General features: G+C 22.0%; 22 protein-coding genes and 1 tRNA gene. 21 read left to right on the forward strand and 2 right to left on the reverse strand.

The genetic code is table 4. The features are described 5' to 3' along the window. Positions 1 to 2 precede the first annotated feature (2 nt). The gene (locus tag SDAV_RS05760) at positions 3 to 1,706 is read left to right on the forward strand and encodes a terminase large subunit (RefSeq protein ID WP_114564890.1); all 1,704 of its coding nucleotides are present in this window, start codon (positions 3 to 5) and stop codon (positions 1,704 to 1,706) included. A gap of 42 nt (positions 1,707 to 1,748) precedes the next feature. Here the strand turns inward: SDAV_RS05760 and SDAV_RS05765 are convergent, their stop codons facing one another. Beyond that, positions 1,749 to 2,486, reverse strand: a complete 738-nt coding sequence (locus SDAV_RS05765; protein ID WP_114564891.1) for a hypothetical protein — start codon at positions 2,484 to 2,486, stop codon at positions 1,749 to 1,751. A 767-nt stretch (positions 2,487 to 3,253) separates the two neighbouring features. Between SDAV_RS05765 and SDAV_RS05770 the strand changes: the two genes are divergently transcribed. The 18 genes from SDAV_RS05770 (at position 3,254) to SDAV_RS05855 (ending at position 17,673) form a co-directional block, all read left to right on the forward strand. After that, positions 3,254 to 4,465, forward strand: coding sequence for a phage portal protein (locus SDAV_RS05770; RefSeq protein ID WP_114564892.1), 1,212 nt, complete (start codon positions 3,254 to 3,256; stop codon positions 4,463 to 4,465). After that, positions 4,440 to 6,227, forward strand: coding sequence for a phage major capsid protein (locus tag SDAV_RS05775; RefSeq protein ID WP_186823327.1), 1,788 nt, complete (start codon positions 4,440 to 4,442; stop codon positions 6,225 to 6,227). Before SDAV_RS05770 ends, SDAV_RS05775 begins: the two co-directional genes overlap by 26 nt. Before the next feature lie 23 nt (positions 6,228 to 6,250). After that, positions 6,251 to 6,619 carry a phage head-tail connector protein gene (locus tag SDAV_RS05780; protein ID WP_114564894.1) on the forward strand — a complete coding sequence of 123 codons (369 nt, stop codon included), beginning with the start codon at positions 6,251 to 6,253 and terminating at the stop codon, positions 6,617 to 6,619. Beyond that, positions 6,609 to 6,935 carry a hypothetical protein gene (locus SDAV_RS05785; RefSeq protein ID WP_071937189.1) on the forward strand — a complete coding sequence of 109 codons (327 nt, stop codon included), beginning with the start codon at positions 6,609 to 6,611 and terminating at the stop codon, positions 6,933 to 6,935. The genes SDAV_RS05780 and SDAV_RS05785 overlap by 11 nt, the downstream gene beginning before the upstream one ends. Before the next feature lie 10 nt (positions 6,936 to 6,945). Next, entirely contained in the window at positions 6,946 to 7,344 is a 399-nt protein-coding gene (locus tag SDAV_RS05790) for an HK97 gp10 family phage protein (RefSeq protein ID WP_071937188.1), read from the forward strand. 5 nt (positions 7,345 to 7,349) lie between these two features. Further along, positions 7,350 to 7,727 carry a hypothetical protein gene (locus tag SDAV_RS05795; protein ID WP_071937187.1) on the forward strand — a complete coding sequence of 126 codons (378 nt, stop codon included), beginning with the start codon at positions 7,350 to 7,352 and terminating at the stop codon, positions 7,725 to 7,727. Positions 7,728 to 7,742: 15 nt separating this feature from the next. Continuing rightward, positions 7,743 to 8,330, forward strand: a complete 588-nt coding sequence (locus SDAV_RS05800; RefSeq protein WP_114564895.1) for a major tail protein — start codon at positions 7,743 to 7,745, stop codon at positions 8,328 to 8,330. After that, positions 8,323 to 8,655, forward strand: coding sequence for a hypothetical protein (locus SDAV_RS05805; RefSeq protein ID WP_114564896.1), 333 nt, complete (start codon positions 8,323 to 8,325; stop codon positions 8,653 to 8,655). Before SDAV_RS05800 ends, SDAV_RS05805 begins: the two co-directional genes overlap by 8 nt. A 187-nt stretch (positions 8,656 to 8,842) precedes the next feature. After that, the gene (locus SDAV_RS05810; RefSeq protein WP_114564897.1) at positions 8,843 to 10,390 is read left to right on the forward strand and encodes a phage tail tape measure protein; all 1,548 of its coding nucleotides are present in this window, start codon (positions 8,843 to 8,845) and stop codon (positions 10,388 to 10,390) included. Positions 10,391 to 10,399: 9 nt separating this feature from the next. Beyond that, positions 10,400 to 11,326 carry a phage distal tail protein domain-containing protein gene (locus tag SDAV_RS05815; protein ID WP_114564898.1) on the forward strand — a complete coding sequence of 309 codons (927 nt, stop codon included), beginning with the start codon at positions 10,400 to 10,402 and terminating at the stop codon, positions 11,324 to 11,326. A gap of 16 nt (positions 11,327 to 11,342) precedes the next feature. Next, positions 11,343 to 12,797 (forward strand): hypothetical protein, encoded by a 1,455-nt coding sequence (locus SDAV_RS05820; RefSeq protein WP_114564899.1) that lies wholly within the window; start codon positions 11,343 to 11,345, stop codon positions 12,795 to 12,797. Positions 12,798 to 12,944: 147 nt separating this feature from the next. Continuing rightward, positions 12,945 to 13,035: transfer RNA gene (locus tag SDAV_RS05825), tRNA-Ser, on the forward strand. Between the two features lie 515 nt (positions 13,036 to 13,550). Continuing rightward, entirely contained in the window at positions 13,551 to 14,057 is a 507-nt protein-coding gene (locus SDAV_RS05830; protein WP_114564094.1) for a Panacea domain-containing protein, read from the forward strand. Then, on the forward strand, positions 14,050 to 14,454 hold the full coding sequence (locus SDAV_RS05835) for a hypothetical protein (protein WP_114564093.1): 405 nt from the start codon (positions 14,050 to 14,052) through the stop codon (positions 14,452 to 14,454). The genes SDAV_RS05830 and SDAV_RS05835 overlap by 8 nt, the downstream gene beginning before the upstream one ends. Before the next feature lie 479 nt (positions 14,455 to 14,933). Continuing rightward, positions 14,934 to 15,536: a hypothetical protein gene (locus tag SDAV_RS05840; protein WP_114564900.1), complete on the forward strand. Its 603-nt coding sequence runs from the start codon at positions 14,934 to 14,936 to the stop codon at positions 15,534 to 15,536. Positions 15,537 to 15,551: 15 nt separating this feature from the next. Further along, entirely contained in the window at positions 15,552 to 17,183 is a 1,632-nt protein-coding gene (locus SDAV_RS05845; RefSeq protein WP_114564901.1) for a hypothetical protein, read from the forward strand. A gap of 15 nt (positions 17,184 to 17,198) precedes the next feature. Next, positions 17,199 to 17,480, forward strand: a complete 282-nt coding sequence (locus tag SDAV_RS05850) for a hypothetical protein (RefSeq protein ID WP_071937173.1) — start codon at positions 17,199 to 17,201, stop codon at positions 17,478 to 17,480. Continuing rightward, on the forward strand, positions 17,461 to 17,673 hold the full coding sequence (locus tag SDAV_RS05855) for a hypothetical protein (protein WP_114564225.1): 213 nt from the start codon (positions 17,461 to 17,463) through the stop codon (positions 17,671 to 17,673). The genes SDAV_RS05850 and SDAV_RS05855 overlap by 20 nt, the downstream gene beginning before the upstream one ends. A gap of 36 nt (positions 17,674 to 17,709) precedes the next feature. On the opposite strand, the gene SDAV_RS05860 is transcribed toward SDAV_RS05855, so the two are convergent. Beyond that, positions 17,710 to 18,231, reverse strand: coding sequence for a lipoprotein (locus SDAV_RS05860; protein WP_114564902.1), 522 nt, complete (start codon positions 18,229 to 18,231; stop codon positions 17,710 to 17,712). Between the two features lie 151 nt (positions 18,232 to 18,382). Between SDAV_RS05860 and SDAV_RS05865 the strand changes: the two genes are divergently transcribed. Further along, the gene (locus SDAV_RS05865; protein WP_114564903.1) at positions 18,383 to 18,790 is read left to right on the forward strand and encodes a hypothetical protein; all 408 of its coding nucleotides are present in this window, start codon (positions 18,383 to 18,385) and stop codon (positions 18,788 to 18,790) included. Positions 18,791 to 18,991: 201 nt separating this feature from the next. Then, on the forward strand, positions 18,992 to 20,320 hold the full coding sequence (locus SDAV_RS05870; RefSeq protein ID WP_114564904.1) for an Mbov_0401 family ICE element transposase-like protein: 1,329 nt from the start codon (positions 18,992 to 18,994) through the stop codon (positions 20,318 to 20,320). Positions 20,321 to 20,341: the final 21 nt, after the last annotated feature.

Below are 20,341 nucleotides of genomic sequence, written 5' to 3' on the forward strand. Positions count from 1 at the left end.
GAATGCAAGCAAATAATGAAAAAACAAATTTAGAACTATATTATGAATGAATAAATAAAAACTCCAATAAAAATAAAGTTGGAATAAAAATTAAAAAAATTGTTTCCACATTAGTAAAAGAATTAAAATCAAATAAAGATTATTATTTTAATCACAAAGAAGCAAATAAAACAATTAGCTTTATTGAAAAATCTTGCTTTCATACAACTGGAGAATATAATAAACAAAATTTTAAATTAGAATTATGGCAAAAAGCATTTTTAGAAGCATTATATGGTTTTTATGATAAAAAAACAAATTTAAGAAGATTTAAAGAAGCACTCTTAATTGTCGGAAGAGGAAATGGAAAAACCGCCCTTGCTTCTGCAATCGCTTTAAAAAGTTTAATTTTAGATAATGAAGCAAATGCCGAACTTTATTCTATTGCAACCAAACGAGATCAAGCAAAAAGAGTTTATGAAGAAATGCGACGAATGATTTTTATTAATCCTAACTTAAATAAAATTTTAAAAGTTAAGCGAGATAAAATAGAGTTTATACATAATAATTCTTTTTTTCAACCACTATCATCAGAAACAAAAACATTAGATGGTTTAAACCCCTATTTTGTTGTTTTAGATGAAGTAGCAATGATGGAAAAGCGTGACATTTATGATGTTATGCGAACAGCAACCGCAAAAAGAAAAGATTATTTAATGTTATTAATAACAACCAATGGATCTATTAGAGAAAATATTTTCGATGAAAGATATTCTTATGCTGAGAAAGTTTTAGAAAACACAATAAAAGATAATAAATTTTTACCTTGAATTTATGAACTTGATGAAAGAAATGAATGAAAAAATTTTAACAATCTTTATAAAGCTAATCCAAATTTGGGTATTTCTAAATATATTGATAATTTTAAAGCCGAATGACAAGAAGCATTAATTACACCAACTCAACAACCAAATTTTTTAATTAAACATTGTAATTTAAAGAGCAATTTAGATAGTGCCCTTTTTAGTCGATTAGATTTAGAAACTAAAAATAATAAAATTATTAATACCGATGAATACTTAATAAAAAATAGAATTTGTACTATTGGAATTGATTTATCAAAAACAAACGATCTAAGTGCAGTTGTATTTTTAATCCCAAATTTAGACACAAATGAATTTATATTATTATCACAATTTTTTATGCCAGAAGCAAGAATAATTGAAAAAACAACAGAAGATAAAATTCCATATAAACTTTACCAAGAACAAGGAATATTAACATTATGCAAAGGAGAAGAAATCAATATTAGTGAAATTGTTAATTATATTATAAATATAATGAAAAAATATAATTTAATTTGTTATGGTATAGGATATGATACTTTTAACTCATATCTTTTAAAACAACATTTAGATAATGCAGGATTTTATCTTATAAATAATTTAATTAGATTTGGAGTAAGAACAATTAGCCCAATTATAAAAGCCCTTAAATTAGAATTTGATGACAATAAATTTGTTTTTAATCAAAACCCTTTATTAAAATTACACTTTAATAATGTTGATGTTCTTATTGATGAAGAAAAAGAAAATATGATGCCAATTAAAAGATCAAAAAACAAACGAATTGACGGATTTATTGCTCTTCTATTTGCTTATAAAATCTTTCGCGATAATAAAGACCGAATTTATATTGAATTATATAAAATATATTCTCAAAAATAAAAAAGAGATTTAATAATCTCTTTTTCTATTCATCCTTAACTTTTATATTACTGATTTATATTGTTTTTTTCAATTTCTTATTATAGAATTGTATTTTTTTAAATTTGTAAATTCTTCGTTATTAATATGTTTTTTTTGTAAAGAATTATATAAATTAGATAACATTTGATAAAATGTTTTTTCTTCTATATAAATACTTTTATTTTTATTGTAATAATCTAGTATTACTATTTCATTTATATTTTTAATTTTAGTTCATGTATTAATAAAAAAAGAATTAGCATTATCATTATTATACATTTCTTTAATTTTTACACCATTTTTTCTATTTCATGGTTTATCTCTGCTAGAAAAATAAAAAATCATAACCTTACTACTAAAATTATTAATTTTTTTAAAAATACATGGCCTATATTCAACCTCACTACATTTTGGATTATAGTATTCACATCTATAAACTTTTAGTTCTTCAATATCTATATTTTGTTTTATTCATTTTCTTTCATAATTATTACGTCAAAAATTAATTGCTTTTATTAAAATATAATAATCAATTTTTAAAGCTTTTCTACTTCTTTTTGACTCAGGATTTATTCGTTTAATTTCTTCTAGTAAAGGAACAATTATTTGTTTTCTTGTATGACTATCAAATAAATTATCTTTTCATGTCCATCAATAATTTTGTTCCTTATCATATTCAGCATAACTTAAAAAAAATACTATTTTTGAATATCATTTATTTCTAATTCTATTTTTATTTATTTTTTTTAGCATATCCATTATTTTTATATCCGTTCTAATTTAATTATTTTATTATTAATTAATAAAGTAAAAGGGCTATACAGCCCCAATATGTACACCTGCATTTCAGCAAGCGAGCCTCCAACAGTCTAACCTGAGGATTAAGTATATTATACATAAATATAATTGTTTGTAAATACCTTTATTATTTGTTTATAAATTGTTTTTTTTATTTGACAAATAATTTTAATGACGGTATCATCACGATAATAAGTAATGATTATTACTTATTGAAAAAAACTTTTTTATTTCTATTGATAAATTAATTTATTAATTTATAATAAAAGTATATAGAAAGTAGTAGATGAATTATTTATTTTTCTATATACATTATTTTTAATAGAATACAAAGTTTTAAGATTATATATTAAATAGACATAACATATAAAGCTCACTGTATTTTATTTAAAAATAAAATTAAAAAAAGTAATGTACATACTTTTTTATTAATTTCTTATATTTAAAGTTAGTTTTTATCTGGAATAAAAACTAATTTTTTTATTTTTATTTGTTTTTTAAAATTAAAATAATAATTGTAATTATAATTAAAATTAAAATAATACTTGGAATGTCCAATTTATCAACCCCTTTTACGGAGTATGTACATTACTAATAAAATAATATCATCATTAATTTTAAAAGACAATATAAATTGTCTTTTTTTATTTGACAAATAATTTTAATGACGGTATCATCACGACGACAATAAATGATGGGGTTAATTATTATTGTTAAGGCTGGTGATTATGTTTTGATATAAAAAAAATAAAGAAAATAATAATAATGATGATGTAAATAAAACGCCTAAAAATTCTCAAGTTGATATTGTTAAGTTTGAATGAAAAGACTTTTTTACTAATTTTCAGAATAATTATCAAATTGATGTAATTAAAAGCACAATTAATCGGATTGCTACTGATATAGCACAAGTATCAGTTAATACATATCGCCAAAATGAAAAAATAAAAAAATCTAATTTTGACTATTTATTAAATTTGAGACCAAACAATTTAATGAGTAGTTATGATTTTTATTATAAGATAATTACTAATTTATTTTTGCAAGGGAATGTTTTTATTAAAATAGAAAAAGATATTAATGATAAAATCATTTCTTTAATTCCAATCGAATACAGTACTATTGAATTATTGTCTAAGGATGATGAATTATTTATAAGATTTTATCAAAATAATAATGCATTTGAGATATTACCGTATTCTCAAATAATTCATCTACGGAAATTTTATAATAAAAATTTCTTAGGGGATAATCCTAATAATTCGCTTGAACCAAGTAAAAGAATATTAGAAGAAATGACAAACTCTATTATTAACAATTTTAAAGAAACAAATTCTTTAATGGGGATAATTACCACAAATATGCCACTGGGGCCAACTGGTGCTCCTACGCAGTTTAACCAAGAGAGATCCCAAATGTTGCCAGTTTTACCAGTTGAAGATATTAATTTTAAAAATACCAATTTTAGTAATAAAAGAGTTGCATATTTATCTTATGGACAAGATTTTAAAAAAATTGATAGTAATATATCAAAGTTTAGTAAAGAACAAAATGAATATTCTGAAAATTTAATTTATAAATTTTTTAATATAGCACCCGAGATTGTTAAAGGGACTTATAATTCAGAACAATTTTTAAGTTATTTATCTACTGTAATTCATCCAGTTTTAAGACAATTAGAAAAAGAATTTACCTTTAAAATTTTTACTAAAAAAGAATTAGAATTAGGGCAATATTTTGAGTTTGTATTAGATAGTAGATTAATAATATTAAACTTATCAAATAGTTTAAAAGGTGTTGAACTTGGTGCAATAAACCCAAATGAAATAAGAAAATTATTATTTGGTTTAGATCCTTATGAGGGAGGAGATACCTTTTTAAATTGAAATTATGGAAAAATAGATGATGAAAAAAATGGAGAAAACAATGGACAACAATAAAATTATTAATAATGAAATTACTAAAAAAATTGATTTTAATATAAAAAAAATAAAAGAAATAAAAGAAGATAAATTTAGTACAAACGAAATTATCGGAATAGCAAATAAATATGATGTAGTTGATTATCACAATGACATTACTGACTACAAAAGTTTTGAAAATGATTTAAAAAATGGTAAAACTGTGCCAGTGTTTTTATCTCATAATCACGAAAAAATTTTGGGTGTTGCAGATTTAGAAAACCGAAAAGACGGATTATGGGCAAAAATTAAAATATATACTAATACTAATTATGGAAAAGAAACTTACGAAATTGCTAAACAAATGCAAAAAGATAATAGACCAATGCAGTTAAGTATAGGATATCGTATTTTAAAATCAGAACCAACAGAAATAAACGGCCAAGTTGTTCGTTATTTAAAACAAATTGAAGTTGACGAAATTTCTTTGGTTCCATTAGGAGCAAATCCACAGAGTAAAATACAAGAAATTAAAAATATCAAAGGAGAAAAAAACATGGAAAAAGTGAATTTAAAAGAATTAAATGACAAAATTATTGATTCCAACAATGAATTAGAAGAAAAAAAAGAACAATTAGAAAATATGGAATTAAAGAAAAATAATTTATCTAATAAAGAATTACAAGAACAAAAAGAGTTATTAACTGCAATTAAAAAATTAAATGAAGAAATTACAGAAACTCAAAAAATAAGAAATGAATATTTAGAAAAAAATATTAAAAATATTGAAAACGGAAATAGCACAATTTTACAAACATTAAGGGGAACAGAACAAATGGAAATTAAAACTATCTATAATCAAAAAGATATTTTAGATACAAGAGAATATAAAAATGCATGATTAAAAAATATGCAAAGACAACAATTAACGCCACAAGAAACAAAATTCTTACAAGTTGGAACAAATCCAACTGGAAATGAAGATGCGAGTCCGCTTGTACCTACTACAATATGAAAAAACATCTTAAATGAAATTAAATTAACTTCTAATTTAATTAATGAAATAACTATTTTAGAACACCGAGGAAAATTAGATATTGCGTATGAAAAAGATTCAACAGCAGCTAAATTTGTCACAGAGGGGCAAGAAGTAAAAGGAGAATCAAACTTAGATAGTATTAAATTTGATGGTCACATTATTGCCACTTCGCTTGAATTTTCAGAAACTACAAGATTTATGACGATTGAAGATTTTGAAGCTTTTGTAATTAGAGTAATTACAAACAGAATTAAAGAGGGTATTGAACAATCAATCGCCACTGGAACTGGAAAAGGTCAACCAACTGGAATATTATCAGATACAAGCATTAAAAGTGTAAAAATTAAAGAATTAAATTACGATGCTATTATTGAAATGATTAAATCATTAAAATTAGGATATTCAAATGGTGCTAAATTTGTAATGAATAACGAAACATTCTGAACTATTCAAAATATTAAAGATAAAAATGATCGCCCTATTTGAAACCACAATATAAGTTCAGATGGAGTTACTAACAAAATCTTAGGTTATGATGTTGTTTTAACAGACACATATCCTACATTTTCTAAAACAAATAAAAATAATTGCATTTCTTTTGGAAAATTAAACACTTATTATGTAAATTTCCAAGAGTCTTTAACTCTAAGATATTCTGAACATATCGGAATTAAAAAACTTTTACATACTTATGTGGGAGCAGCCATTTTAGACGGGAAAGTTGTTGAAAAAAATGCTTTTGTAAATTTCCAACCTGAGTAATTTAAAAATAAAGGAGGATCAATATGGACTTATTAAATTTTGTTAAATTAAGTTTACGAATTCAGCATAATTTATTTGATGAAGAAATAAAAACTTTAATTCAATCATCAAAAAATATTTTAATAAATTCAGGTCTTCCTTTTAAAATTATTGAGGAAGCAAATGATGAACAAATAAAAAATATTATTTCTATTTATGTTAAGGAAAATTTAGGGCGAGAATTAATTGGAGAAAAATTTTATACTATTCTTAACTATAATATTCAACAATTAATGTATAAATATGCTAATTATCCACAAACAACTATATATCAATTAGAAAAAGAACTCACAGAATTAAAAAAGAAATTAAAAGATATTAAAAAACTAGAAAAAAATAAAAATGAAAGATAATTTAATTTTATTAAATGATTACGCTTTTCTAATTGATAAAGAAGATGACGAAAATCCATTAAGTCATAAAAAAATAACTAAAAATAAAAAACAAGTATTTTGTGATATTAAATCAATTTATGCTAATGATTTTTACACCGCTAGAATGGCGGGCATAAAATTAGAAATAAAATTACTTATAGATAAATATATGTATGATAATGAAAAATTTATTTTAATTGATTATAAATATCAAAATAATTGACAAGAATATGAAATTATTAGAACTTATGACAGACAAGATGGATTTTTAGAACTATTTTTAAGTTTAAGATAAGGTGTTAAAAATGAAAAAAAGTAATTCAGTAGTTGATATATTTGATTTTGTTGCAGACTCAATCCAACAATATACTTATGATATCCAAGAACAAATAAAAGCAGAAATTAAAAATGTAGGTGAAAAAATATTGGCAGAAATTAAAATTACTTGCCCTATTAGCAATAAACATTTAACAAAAAGAAGACATTTAAAAGATTATTTTGTTTTTAAAATAAAATTAACCAAAGATAAAATAATTGGTGTAATTTATGCCACTAAACAATATCAAATAATCCACTTATTAGAATATGGATATATTAATCATTGAAATAATGAAAAAATTAATCCTCGCCCATTTTTACGAAATGCTTATAATAAGTATATTGATGAATATATTAAAAAAATAGAAACTATTTTAAAATATTAGTTAAGATGATTATTAATAATAAAAGAGAGCAAAATATTAATTTAATTATTGAATTATTAAAAAAACTTTATCCAACTAAAAAGATTAAATATACATTTTTTAATTTTAATGAAGATAATTTCAATAACATTGAAAATAATATAACTTTTTATAGAATTAATGATAATACCTTTTTTTCATCAGATAATATTAATAATTTTATAAGACAAACATTCCAAATTTGCTTTAATTTTAAAAATGAAATTAATTTTAATGAAATTGAAAAACTAGAAAATGAATTAATAAATAAAAAAATAAATTATCAATTGGCACAAGAGTTTTATTTATACGAACAAAATTTATATATTGTAATTTATGAAATATTTTTGTTGCTAAAAAGATAAAAGGAGAAAATACAAATGAATAACAACATTATTGAATTTGGACTAGAAAATGTTCATTATGCAAAATTAAAATACAATCAAACAACAAACAAAACAGAATATGCAATCCCACAAAAAATATTAGGAGCAGTAAATTTAAGTTTAAATGTTAGTGAAAACACTAATACCTTTTATGCTGATAATAAACCATACTATATTTCACATTCTTTTCAAGGTTATAGTGGTAGTTTAACAATAGCAAAACCATCTGATGATTTTGAACAAGAAATTTTAGGAATTGAAAAAGATAAAAGTGGAAATTATATTGAAAAATCAACTAGTTTAAAGAGTGAGATTGCTTTGGGGTTTGAAATCAAAGGTGATTTAGAAGAAAAAAGAATTTGACTTTTAAGAGTTAATTTAAAACGCCCCAACCAAACTCATAACACTCAAACCGAAAATGTAAACCCAGATACTTATACTTTTGAATTAAACGCCCTACCACGAATTGAAGATAATGTTATTAAAATTAAAACAACAAAAAAAGCTAATGAAAATAATTATAATAACTATTTTTCCCAAGTTCCAAAATTAGAAAAAGAAGAAAAAAACGAAAATGAATAGATATTTAGAAAGTTTAAAATTAAAAGTTAATATAAGCACTTATGCATTAATTATTTATGAGGATTTATTTGGTTCATACGGAGAATTGTTAAATAAATTAGAAAAAGACAAATATGAATTTTCATTTATTTTAAAATTATTATTTTCTTTTGCGAAAGCAGCTGATGAAAATCAATTTAAAGATTTTAAGGAATTTTGTAAAAAAATTACATTTAAAGAAATTACCGAAAATGTTAATGAAATTAATAACTTAATAATGGAATTTGTAGGTGCTAGTGTTAATGACAAAAATTTACAGGAATACGGCGAATTAACAAAAAAGTAGATTATAAATTTAATAAATTTACTCCTAACTTATTACTATGACTTAGTCATTTAGGGTTTTCAATTATAGACAGCAAATATATTAAATTAAAAACATTAATAGAAATTATAGAAATTTATAACAATCAAAATAAAAGATTAGCAACACAACAAGATATTAATAAATTTTTTTAAAGGAATAGTTAATTATGGCAAAAGAAATTAAAGGAATGAGCATAACTCTTGATAGTAATGTTTTAGAATTAAATAACAATTTTAAAAAAATAGCCGATAACATAAAACTATCAGGATCTAAATTAAAAAATTTTGATAATAATTTAAAATTTAAAAACGGTGATGAAATTGATATTTTAAATGAAAAATTTAATGAATATAAAAATATCATTGATAATATTTCAGAAAAAAAAGAACTTTTAATTGAAAAATATAATCAATTAAATAAAGCCATTTTAGAAACACAAGAAGCATTATCAAAAACAAGTGATACTGCTGAAAAAGAAAAATTAATACAAAAACAAAATAAATTAAATAAAGAATATGAATATACAAAAATAAATATTGATGCATCTAATCGCAGTCTAAACAACTTTAATGAGAAATTAAAAAATACTGCCCAAGAAATAAAAAATATTCCCTTTAAAAAATTTGAAGAATTTGGAACAAAGTGTCAAGAAATCGGAAAAAAATTAAGCACACATATTACAATACCCATTTTAGCAATCAAAGGAATTTTAACAAAAATAACTGTTGATACCGCCAAATATGCTGGTGAGCTTAAAAAAACATCAAAAGAAATTGGTATCACAGCAGAAAACTTACAAATATTTCGTTATATTGCAAAAAGAACTGGAATTACTAGCGAAGAATTAGAAAAGAGTTTTAAAAAATTACAACAAGGTATTAGTGCTATTTCTTATGGAATATCAAATGAAACAACAGAAGCTTTTAATAAATTAGGAATTAATATTAAAAATAATGAGGGATCTTTAAAAGATACAGGAACTATTTTTTTAGAATTAAAAAAATCATTAGAACAAATAAGTGATGAAACTGAAAAAAATAATTTAATAATGGATATTTTTGGTTCTAAGTTAGGAAAAAACCTTATTCCAATGCTTGCCTTATCAGATGAAGAAATTAAAAAAATGACAAACAACATTAAAGATTTAGGTATTGTTTCAAATGAAAATGTTGACAAAACAACAATATTAAATAAAAAATGAAATGAATTTAAACATGTTATTAATATTACAAAAATGAATTTAGCATCCGCCCTATTACCCGTGTTTGAGTCTTTGGTTTCTTTTTTAGAAGTCAGTTTAATACCAATTATTAAAGGAATAACAAATTTTTTTAATATGTTTAATGATACAACCAAAAAAACTATTTTTATTATTTTGGGAATATCAGCAAGTTTGGGGGCTGTTGTTTACACAATTGGAAAAATAATAAATGTTATTAGTTCATTAAAAACACTTTTATTAGGAATGGCAAAGCACCCAATTCTTTATGGTGTTTTAGTTAGTTTGTCTGCCTTAGCTGCTGGTGGGGTATGATTATATAATAAATTTAATAAACCACCACAAAACATTAACCAAGAAAGCCAAACTAATAACTATAATAAAATTGAAAATAAAAATGAATTTAAACCAACAATTATTATTGAAGGAGAAAATGATAAAGAACGAGCTGAAAAAATACTCGAATATATAGGGCAATGAAATAATAGAGTATAGGGAGAAAATATGTATAATTTACCATTTAGAACTTTTAAAATTAGTAATAGTAAAGATAATTTAATTAATTTATGTGATTTAGATAATATCATTATTTTATCATTTAATGGATTAAATATTAATTTTGATAATAATTATTTAAACATCGATAATAATTTTATTTTAAATAATAGTAAGCATTCTTTAAATCAAATAAATTTTAAATTATTATTTATAGGCCCAAATCCCTATGGTAAATTTAATGATTTTATTAATAAATTAAATATTAATTTAGATAATAAATCTTCCCCCTTTTTATTATTTTATAGTTTTTGAATAAATGAAAAAACAAAATTGGAATATTATTGTGAGGTAATTATTAAAAGTATTATTAAAACAGAATTGAATAATAATAATGATTTAGAGGTTGATTTTATTTTAGAACAATTAACTAACTGAAAAAAAGAAGAAGATAAATTATTTGAAATTAAACCAAATAAAACAAGCGGAAAAAGATACAATGAACATAATAAAAAATATTATTTTAAGTTAAATCGCATTAAATATACCAATCAATATAATGAAAAAATTAAAATTAGTAATAATAGTTATTTAGCATCAGATACTCTAATAACAATCAATGGCCCCACAAAAGACCCATATTTAAAATTAGAAAATATTAATGGTAAAGTAATAAGTGAACTTAAAATTAATGCTGAAATAAATGAAAATGAAAAAATAATAATAGATAGTAGAATAAAAACTCAAAGCATTATAAAAGTTGATTTAAAAAACGAAAAATCATACAACATATATCAATATCAAGATTTTAAATACACTAATTTTATTCAAATTCCACCAGGAAACTATCATATTTTATATTCTTCTAACCTTTCAAAAGACAAACAAGTTGGAAATATTAATATTAAAAAATTTGAAGAATATATTTTAATTTAGAAAAAGGAGAAATTAAATGGGTGTAGGAAGTTCAACAAAAAGATACTGAAGTGACGAAATAATTGCAATTAGAGAAGATAAAAAAGAAATTATTAATAAATTAAAAAACAATACTTTAAATGCAGAAATTGTAAAACAAATCCAAGAATTAAAAGAAGAAATATCAGAATTAACAAAAGAAATTAATGACGAAAAAATTAATTTTGATGAAGCTGTAAAATTAAATCCTCAACATGCCGAATGATTATTACAAATTCCTGATTATAAATTAATGATTGATTATCTTGATGAATTATCTAATATTGTGCTTGAAATTAATAAAGCACAACAAGAAGCAGAAGAAAAAGCAAGACAAAAAGCAAGAGATGAATTATTAAAATTAGAAATTAAAAAAGATAAAAATATTTATCAAGATAATAGAACTAAATTAATTATATTTGGAGTTGATTTTGAAAAAGGATCTTTATTTTATAAAGATAATTGTATTGTTGAAAATTATAAGATATTTTTAGATATTTATACCCCGCAACTATCAACTTTTAATGCTTATAATTATTATAATCTTAATGTTGAAATTGAAGACATTGTTTGTATTTTGAATAATGAAAATCAATTATATATTGGAATTATTACTCATATTGAAAAAAACAAAGATGAAAATTTATATACCTTTACTACTAAAAATATTGAATCTATTTTTGATTTTAAAATTTACAACATATATAAAAATAAAAGTTGATATATTTTTCTTACTTTAATAAAAATTATTTATAAAAACCTTCCCTTTATTAAACTTAATAAAAAAATTAATGATGAAAATAATAATAATCCTAAATTTTTTGAAGAAAATGAAGAAAAAGAATTTAATTGTTATCAATTTATTAACAAAATATTTAAAATAACAAATATATTTTTAAAATTTAATATTGATTTAAAAAATTTTTTTTTAAATTGTGACATTTGCAAAGATGGACAAGAAGATATCAAATTAAATAATTATAAAGTAAAAGATAATATTAAATGTATTACAAATATAGAAATTGAAGAATTAAACCAAAAAAGTATCAACAGAATTGATTTTTACCAAAAAAACAACTCAAGCAGTTACACAAGAGCAAACTTATTAAAAAATAATACAATCTCTTATGATGAAAATAATAATAATAATTTACAAAATAATTTAATAAAAAATAAAATTTATGAATTAGAAGAAAAAGACTTTACCTTAGAAAATATTATAACTATTAGCAATCAAGAATTTAAGTTAAGTGAATACTCACACCTCATAAAATTTGATATCACAAAAGATAACAATATTTTAAATTTAAACAATTTACAATTAAGAGATAAATTTACCCTATTATTTAACAATAAAGAATATAACAGCATTTTATCTGGGATAATTTTAGAAAGCAATAAAAACACAATTACTCTAATATTCGGCCAAGTAAGATTATGAAGTAAGTTTTAACATTTATTAACTAATATGCCCCTTAAAACAAGTAATAAAGGTATTTACAAGCAATTATATTTTATATAATTAATGAGAAAAAATAGAAAGAATATAGGTAAATATTAAAATGATTTACTATAAATGACATTTTTAGTATTTCTATATGGAACAGTACTCAAATTGGACAAGAGGACATCCTGCTAAGATGTTAGGTCGGGTAACCGATGTGAGAGTTCGAGTCTCTCCTGTTTCGCCATTTAATAAAAAGTAAATATAAAAAAAGAGATATTAAATCTCTTTTTTTTATTTATAGTATTGCACAGACTATTGACTGGCAAGGTTTCTTTTCTTTATTTAAACTTGCAAGTAGAACCTAGAATAACTCGCAACATCACTTGCTATTTAATTATAGCATGTTTTTATAAAATTAAAGGAAAAATAAAAAAATATGGTATTATATATACAAATTTTCATTTATTATATATTTGACAAATATTTTTAATGACGGTATCATCACCACAAATAAGTTATGTTTCTAGTTGTAAGAATATCTATGGTGTTCTATTGCTTTTACTCGTAAACCAAAAGGGATTTTACTTATTTTTTAACCCTTAAATTAACTATTGAATGAAAACTAGATATAATAGTTATTAAGCAATACAAAAAAGAGATTTAATATCTCTTTTTTTATTTAATTAAATTAAAATATATGCAACAATATTTTATTTTTATTATATAATTAATTATATTTATCAGAAAGGAAATAAAAAAATGAAAGCATATAAATTAAGCGAATACATAATACAGCGTATTTATGAAATTAATAACGGTGTTGAACATAAATGTGAAATTACACAATTAAAATTGCAAAAAAGTCTTTATTTTATATATGTATATTTTTTAGTTAACAAACAACAAAAACTTTTTAATGATAAATTTGAAAGATGAGATCTAGGACCAGTAATTAAAAACATTTATAGTAAATATAAAAAATATAGAGACAAACCTATTGAAGTTCCAAAAAACAAAGTAAAATTGAATAAAATAACTAATTTAGAAAAAATAGAATTAGATTCATTATTATTTGAATTAAATAAATTTTCAACAACTAAACTAATTGATTTTTCACATGAATGTGATCCATGAAAAGAAACCCCAAAAAATAAAAATATTAGTGATGAAAAAATTATAAATTATTACTCTAAAAATGATTTATTTAAATTATTAGGAATAAAAAATTATACATTATTAGATTTAAGTACAATACGGTATGATTAGTATTAAAAATATCATCATAGGTGGAATTATTCATATTGGAAAAAAATTTCGTTCAATAGATAATTTTATTTTAGAAAACAGATATATGTGTATTTTAGGTTATTATGAATCTGAAATAGCAATTTTACCAATGTCTACATATAAAGATGAAAAACATAAAATAGAAAAAAAAAATAAAATAGAAAATTTAGATTATTCATTAAAACATGGAAATGTTAAAGATGGATATATTAAGTGTGATCAGATATACTTATTATCAATAGAAGATTTTAATGAATTTGAAGAAGTTGAATTTAAATTTAAAATGGATAGTGAGTTCTTTGAAATTAATTTAATAAATAAAATTAAAGAATTAAAACAAAAAAATAAAATAAAAATAAAAAAAATAAATTTTTAAATAAAAAAGAGATTTAATATCTATTTTTTTATTTGTTTATTTGACAAATAATTTTAATGACGGTATCATCACGATAATAAGTAATAATTATTACTTATTGAAAATTAAACAATACTAATTATAATTATTAAAATTAAAAAAATTTGTATTTATTCAGTCGTATTATAGTAAATAAATAATGTTGAACTACTTGAATGAATTTAACTCATAACCGAGTTCCCCTAGACAACCACAAACAGGCAGACAAGAAGATTATTCACATAATATTTAAGGAATTTGTTACGACTGAATAAGTACAAATTTGTATATATTATAACATAAATTATTTTAAAGACAATATAAATTGTCTTTTTTTATTTGACAAATATTTTTAATGACGGTATCATCACGACGACAATAAATGATGGGGTTAATTATTATTGTTAAGGCTGGTGATTTTTTATGTTAGATAATAATGAAAATAATAAGGTGGTTAAATTATGGCAATAGTTTTAAAAACATTTCCTAATTGTAATGTAGAAGCGTGTGATGATGGAATTATTCAAGATTTTTTTGCTAGTTTTTTTGTTAAAGATAAAAATATTATTTTTTTAAACGAAGAAAAAAAGTTAATAAAAAGACACCTTGGAAATAAAGTTGTTTTTAATCAAACATATATATTAATTTATGGGCGAATTATTGAAATTGAAGAAGATACAGAATATGAATTACAAGCAACCAGTGGAAATTCAATTAAAAAAATTATTTTTAATATTAATTTAAGAACAAAAAAGAATGAAATTAAAACACTAACAAACGAATTATTAAATGAAAGTAATTTATCATGAGAAGATATTAAAAACGAAGAATGAAGCTATGATATTGAATTATTCACCTATCAATTACAAAATAACACAATTTACAATATAAAAGAAAATCAAAAATATTGAGAAGACTTAAAACCACACACAAAAATAAACAACAATCTAAACAATAATTTTAACAACATTAAAGAAACAATGAATAAAAAAATGATTGCTAATAACGCATTACATAGTGAATGAGATAAAACATCTAACAAATTAGAAAAAAAATATTTATAAAAGAGAGGCAAAAAAATGGCATTTAGATTTATAACATTTGACAATACAGAAGATTATTTAACAGACCGCGACCAAGCAATATATTACGATTTTTTATTAAGAAACCAAACAATCCCCTACTATGCTAATAAAGAATTAAGCAATAAAAACGCTATAAACTTATTAGGCAATAGCGATAATTATAACGAAGAAATGTTAAAACTATGTGATAACAATTCAACTGGTTTTTTATTTTACGGATTTGGCGAACAAGAAAACTTGGAAGCAGAATTCAAATATGAAGACAACGGAATTCAAGTAAAAATAAAAACAAAAAAAGGAAACAAAGAAATACCATTTTTTTACTTAAGCATTTGCGGAAGAATGATTAAAGTAGAAAACAACACCACAAACGATATCAACGACTTAATTCCCTATGCAAAAAACGAAGCAGAAACAACAACAACAATATTTTTAACAATTAAAATAGATATGTCAAAAGCACCATTAGTATATCCAATCCCCGATATAGACAACCAAGATGAAAACTACCAATATATTAATAAAAATTTTATTGAAAGTTTAGGAGAAAACAAAAGCGAACAAATTGAAAAATTAACAGAATTATTAGAACAATGCCCCATTAACACTAAAATTGACGAAGTTGAACCAAGCGGAATTGACAATAAATTCTATTTTGAAAAAACCAACGAAGAAGAAAACAAACCATGAAAAAATATTAAAAGTGCCATGACTTGAAACGATAATTCAAAAACAATAGCAACAGCCATAATCGATAACATTAATCAAGTAAATGATTTTAAATACCGAGCAATTTATCAAAATAAATGTGCTAGCGAATATTTTGTATGAACAGACAAAGGAAGATTAACCCAAGATAACTTAAACACAAGACATAAAGACGGAATTTATGAATTCCCTATCCTTAGTTTTAATTTACCCCTAAAAGGCGAAAAAATAAAATCCTTTAATTGAGAATATACCGCACGAGTTCCCATTCGTTATCAATCAATCAAAGACCCTAGCAATTTTATTAATTTTTGTGAATATGCCCAAGAAAAAAAAGAAGAATTCAATAAAAAATGAACCAAAGAAATGGAAAAAATGGATCAAAAAACAGCACAACTAGACAAAAGAATTAGAGAAATGCCCTACAAAATAGAAAGCAGCGTCAAATATGTCAAAAGCAGATTAAAAGAAATGACACCAGACGAACAGCCATTTAAAACAACTGATAATAAATGATATTTTGTAGTGTGGCGTGGTGAAAAAACAGAAGAATGAAAAATTACAAAATTTCAAAATAACATAAATGTAAATTCGTTAACAAATACAATTGATAATATAAAAAATGAATATTATTTAAATTTAGGTAGTTATTTAGGTATTCGAAAAATTACTTTATTTGTATATAAACATGGTTTTACTGGCTTTGCAGAATTATGAGAAAATAACAATCTTATTAAATCAGTTTATCGTTGAAATGGTGGAGAAGAATGATCACCAATATTAAAATATGATGGTGGGATGATTAAATTTTGGGTATGAAAAGATTTTAAAACATGAGATAAAGCCCAGCGTGGTATTGTGACAACAGCCGCTATTGGTTTGCTATCGTTTGGAAGTTGAGAACCATTAATTTGATAATAAGGAGAATAAAAAATGAGTGAAACTATTTTAGAAATTATTGTTTTGGTTATATCACTTTTTACTGGTGGAACAACCGGCATAACAGCAACTATTTTGAGTAAAAAACAACAAAAAATTAGAGATGAAAATAAAGAATTAAAAGAAAAAATAAATGATATTAAAATTGAAATTAATAATATTAATACAAAATTAGATGTTATTACAATCATAAATAACAAACTTGCTAATAACAATAAAATAAATATCAGACAAAAAAATAAGGATGGTAATAAAAATGAAAAAGAAAAAGACTAAGTTATTTTTTCTACGATTAGCATATTGAATAGTTCACGGTTTAACATTGGGATTGCCAATTTTATTCACTGAAATTAATAAACTAATGCTAAAATTAAAAGAAAAAATTAATAATGAATGTATTTTGTTAGATGAAAATAAAGAAGATAATATTAATGACATAATTAAAAAAGATGATGAAAAAGAAAATTAAATAAATTAAAAAAGCAATTTTTACTAAATTGCTTTTTTATTCACTATTAACTTTTACATTGCCATTATTATCAACAATTAAATCAGGTAATTTTTGCTCATCACCATTTCAACGATAAACTGATTTAATAAGATTGTTATTTTCTCATAATTCTGCAAAGCCAGTAAAACCATGTTTATATACAAATAAAGTAATTTTTCGAATACCTAAATAACTACCTAAATTTAAATAATATTCATTTTTTATATTATCAATTGTATTTGTTAACGAATTTACATTTATGTTATTTTGAAATTTTGTAATTTTTCATTCTTCTGTTTTTTCACCACGCCACACTACAAAATATCATTTATTATCAGTTGTTTTAAATGGCTTTTCTTGTGGACAAATTCATTCTAAGTTTTCTTTTATTTCTTGGCAATTTGTGTATATTTGGTTTTCTTGTTTTAGTTGTTGTAATTCTTCTTCGTTATATTGTGGTGTATTACAAGCAACTAGACTTGTTGTGTTTGTTCCTAATAATGTAATTGCTCCTAAAAAACTTAATCATTTTTTCATAAAAAACTACTCCTTTCTTGATATTTTATTTATATAAAAATTATATAATGAATATAAATATATACAAAGAATAATGATAAAAATTTATTTTTTTGATAATATATTAACAATTATCAAACAACAATTTTAATTTTAAGAAAGGAAATAAAATATGGCTCAAAATAAACCATCATTGAGTTTAAAAATAGACAAATATTTACAACTTTATAAAAAAAGTTATATATTATCAGTTAAGGGGCTAGCTCTTTTAGAAATACTAGAAAAATTAAAAGAAGAGGCAAAAAAAGAATATGAAGAATTTATTGATATAGCTGCCAAATTTATAAACTTATTTTGAGAAGAATCTAGAATAAAAAAAGAAATTAATTTTAATTCTCTAAGTAAAAATAAAATTAATAAAATTAATAGAATTTATAAAGAATTAAAAGAAGACAAAGAACTTTTTTTCAATATTATTGTAAATATTTTTGCCACAGTCGTTAAAGAAGAAAATATAATAATTTTTGAATTTAAAGGTTTAAATAATAAAGTTGTATTCGATTATATTCAAAAAAATTAATCAAGATTAAAAATCTTGTTTTTTTTATTTTAAATTAAGATATAATGTTTTTGTTATCAAAAAAGTATCAAAATTGTATTAAATAATATTAAAAAAATTAAATATTGAAAAAACAAGTTAAAAATAACTTGCTTTTTTTAGGTGTTTATTTTAATGTGTGTGATGATTTATTTTTAAATCAAGAAAGGAAACAACTTTAAAATGGATATTAATAATATTATTAATGGGGAAAACTTTTTTAATAAAACATATGAAGATTTGAATAGATATGCTGTTGGAGAAATTGCATATAGGTTAGAAAAGTACGATGATCTTATTTTTCAAAATTATCAAAAATATGATAAATTTAAACATTATCGAGTAAAAGAAATAAGAACAAAAACATTAATTACTTTAAAAGGTAAAATAACATTACGCAGACGACGATATTATAAAATTAATCCAATAACAGGGAAAGAAGAATATATTTTTATTTTAGATAAATTTTTAGGAATTAAAAAATGACAAAGACTGGGGAATGACGTCAAAGAAAGAATTTTATTGTTTTTAAGTGATGATAAAAAATACCGCGATATTTCAGATGCATTAGAACAAGCAAAAATTAGTTTAATGACAATTTCAAATACAATAAAAAACGCAACAACAAACGACAAATATTATATTAATGATACCAATATCAAAATAAATGTTCCGCATACTTTATATATTCAAGTGGATGGAACATACTTAAAAATGAAAGTGTGATATGAAGGAAAAAAGATTAAAAAACACACCTTAATTTCTACCGTTCACACTGGATATGATCAAGAAAAATCAACCGAAAAAAGACATGTAATTGCAAATAAGTTAGGTGTTTACGAAATAGATAATATTCCAATTTATATTTCTAAAAAAACAAAATTAACCCGTTTTGTTGTTAAATTAATACTTTTGATAATAAGTAATTATAATATTCAAGATGATACCGAAATTATGATTTTAGGTGATGGAGCAGATTGAATTAAAGGGGTTAAAAAAGTTATTGCAAATCGTTTTCCTAATAACAAAGTTCATTATACAATAGACAAATTTCATTTAGTAAAAAGATTTAAGGATTTATTACCCCACCGAAGAAAAATTAAAGAAAATAAAGAAACTTTTAAACAAGTTGTTGATTATTTTTATAATGGAAAATATTATGAATTATTACAATGTTTAAAAGAAAGTGAGTCATTTATTCCTAGTTCTAAAAATTTTTTAAGAGAAACAATTAACTTAATTAAAAATAACGAAGAGGGTATTAAAAATCAAACATTATGAAATAATATTGGTTGTCATATGGAGGGTGATGTTTCCCATTATGGTAAGGGCATATTTTCTAAAAAAGGAATTTATAGCAAAAAAACTGTTAAAAATAAATTGAATACTAGTATGCTAAAATTAAGAAATAATATTAAGGATTTTAAACAACCAGAAAAACCACCAGAAAATAATAGTATTTTATATAATAATTTTAATAAAAATGAACAACAAAACTTACATCTTTATTAATTTTATTTTTAAATTAAATAA

This window comes from Spiroplasma phoeniceum P40 (genome assembly GCF_003339775.1).
Taxonomy (GTDB): domain Bacteria; phylum Bacillota_I; class Bacilli_A; order Mycoplasmatales; family Mycoplasmataceae; genus Spiroplasma; species Spiroplasma phoeniceum.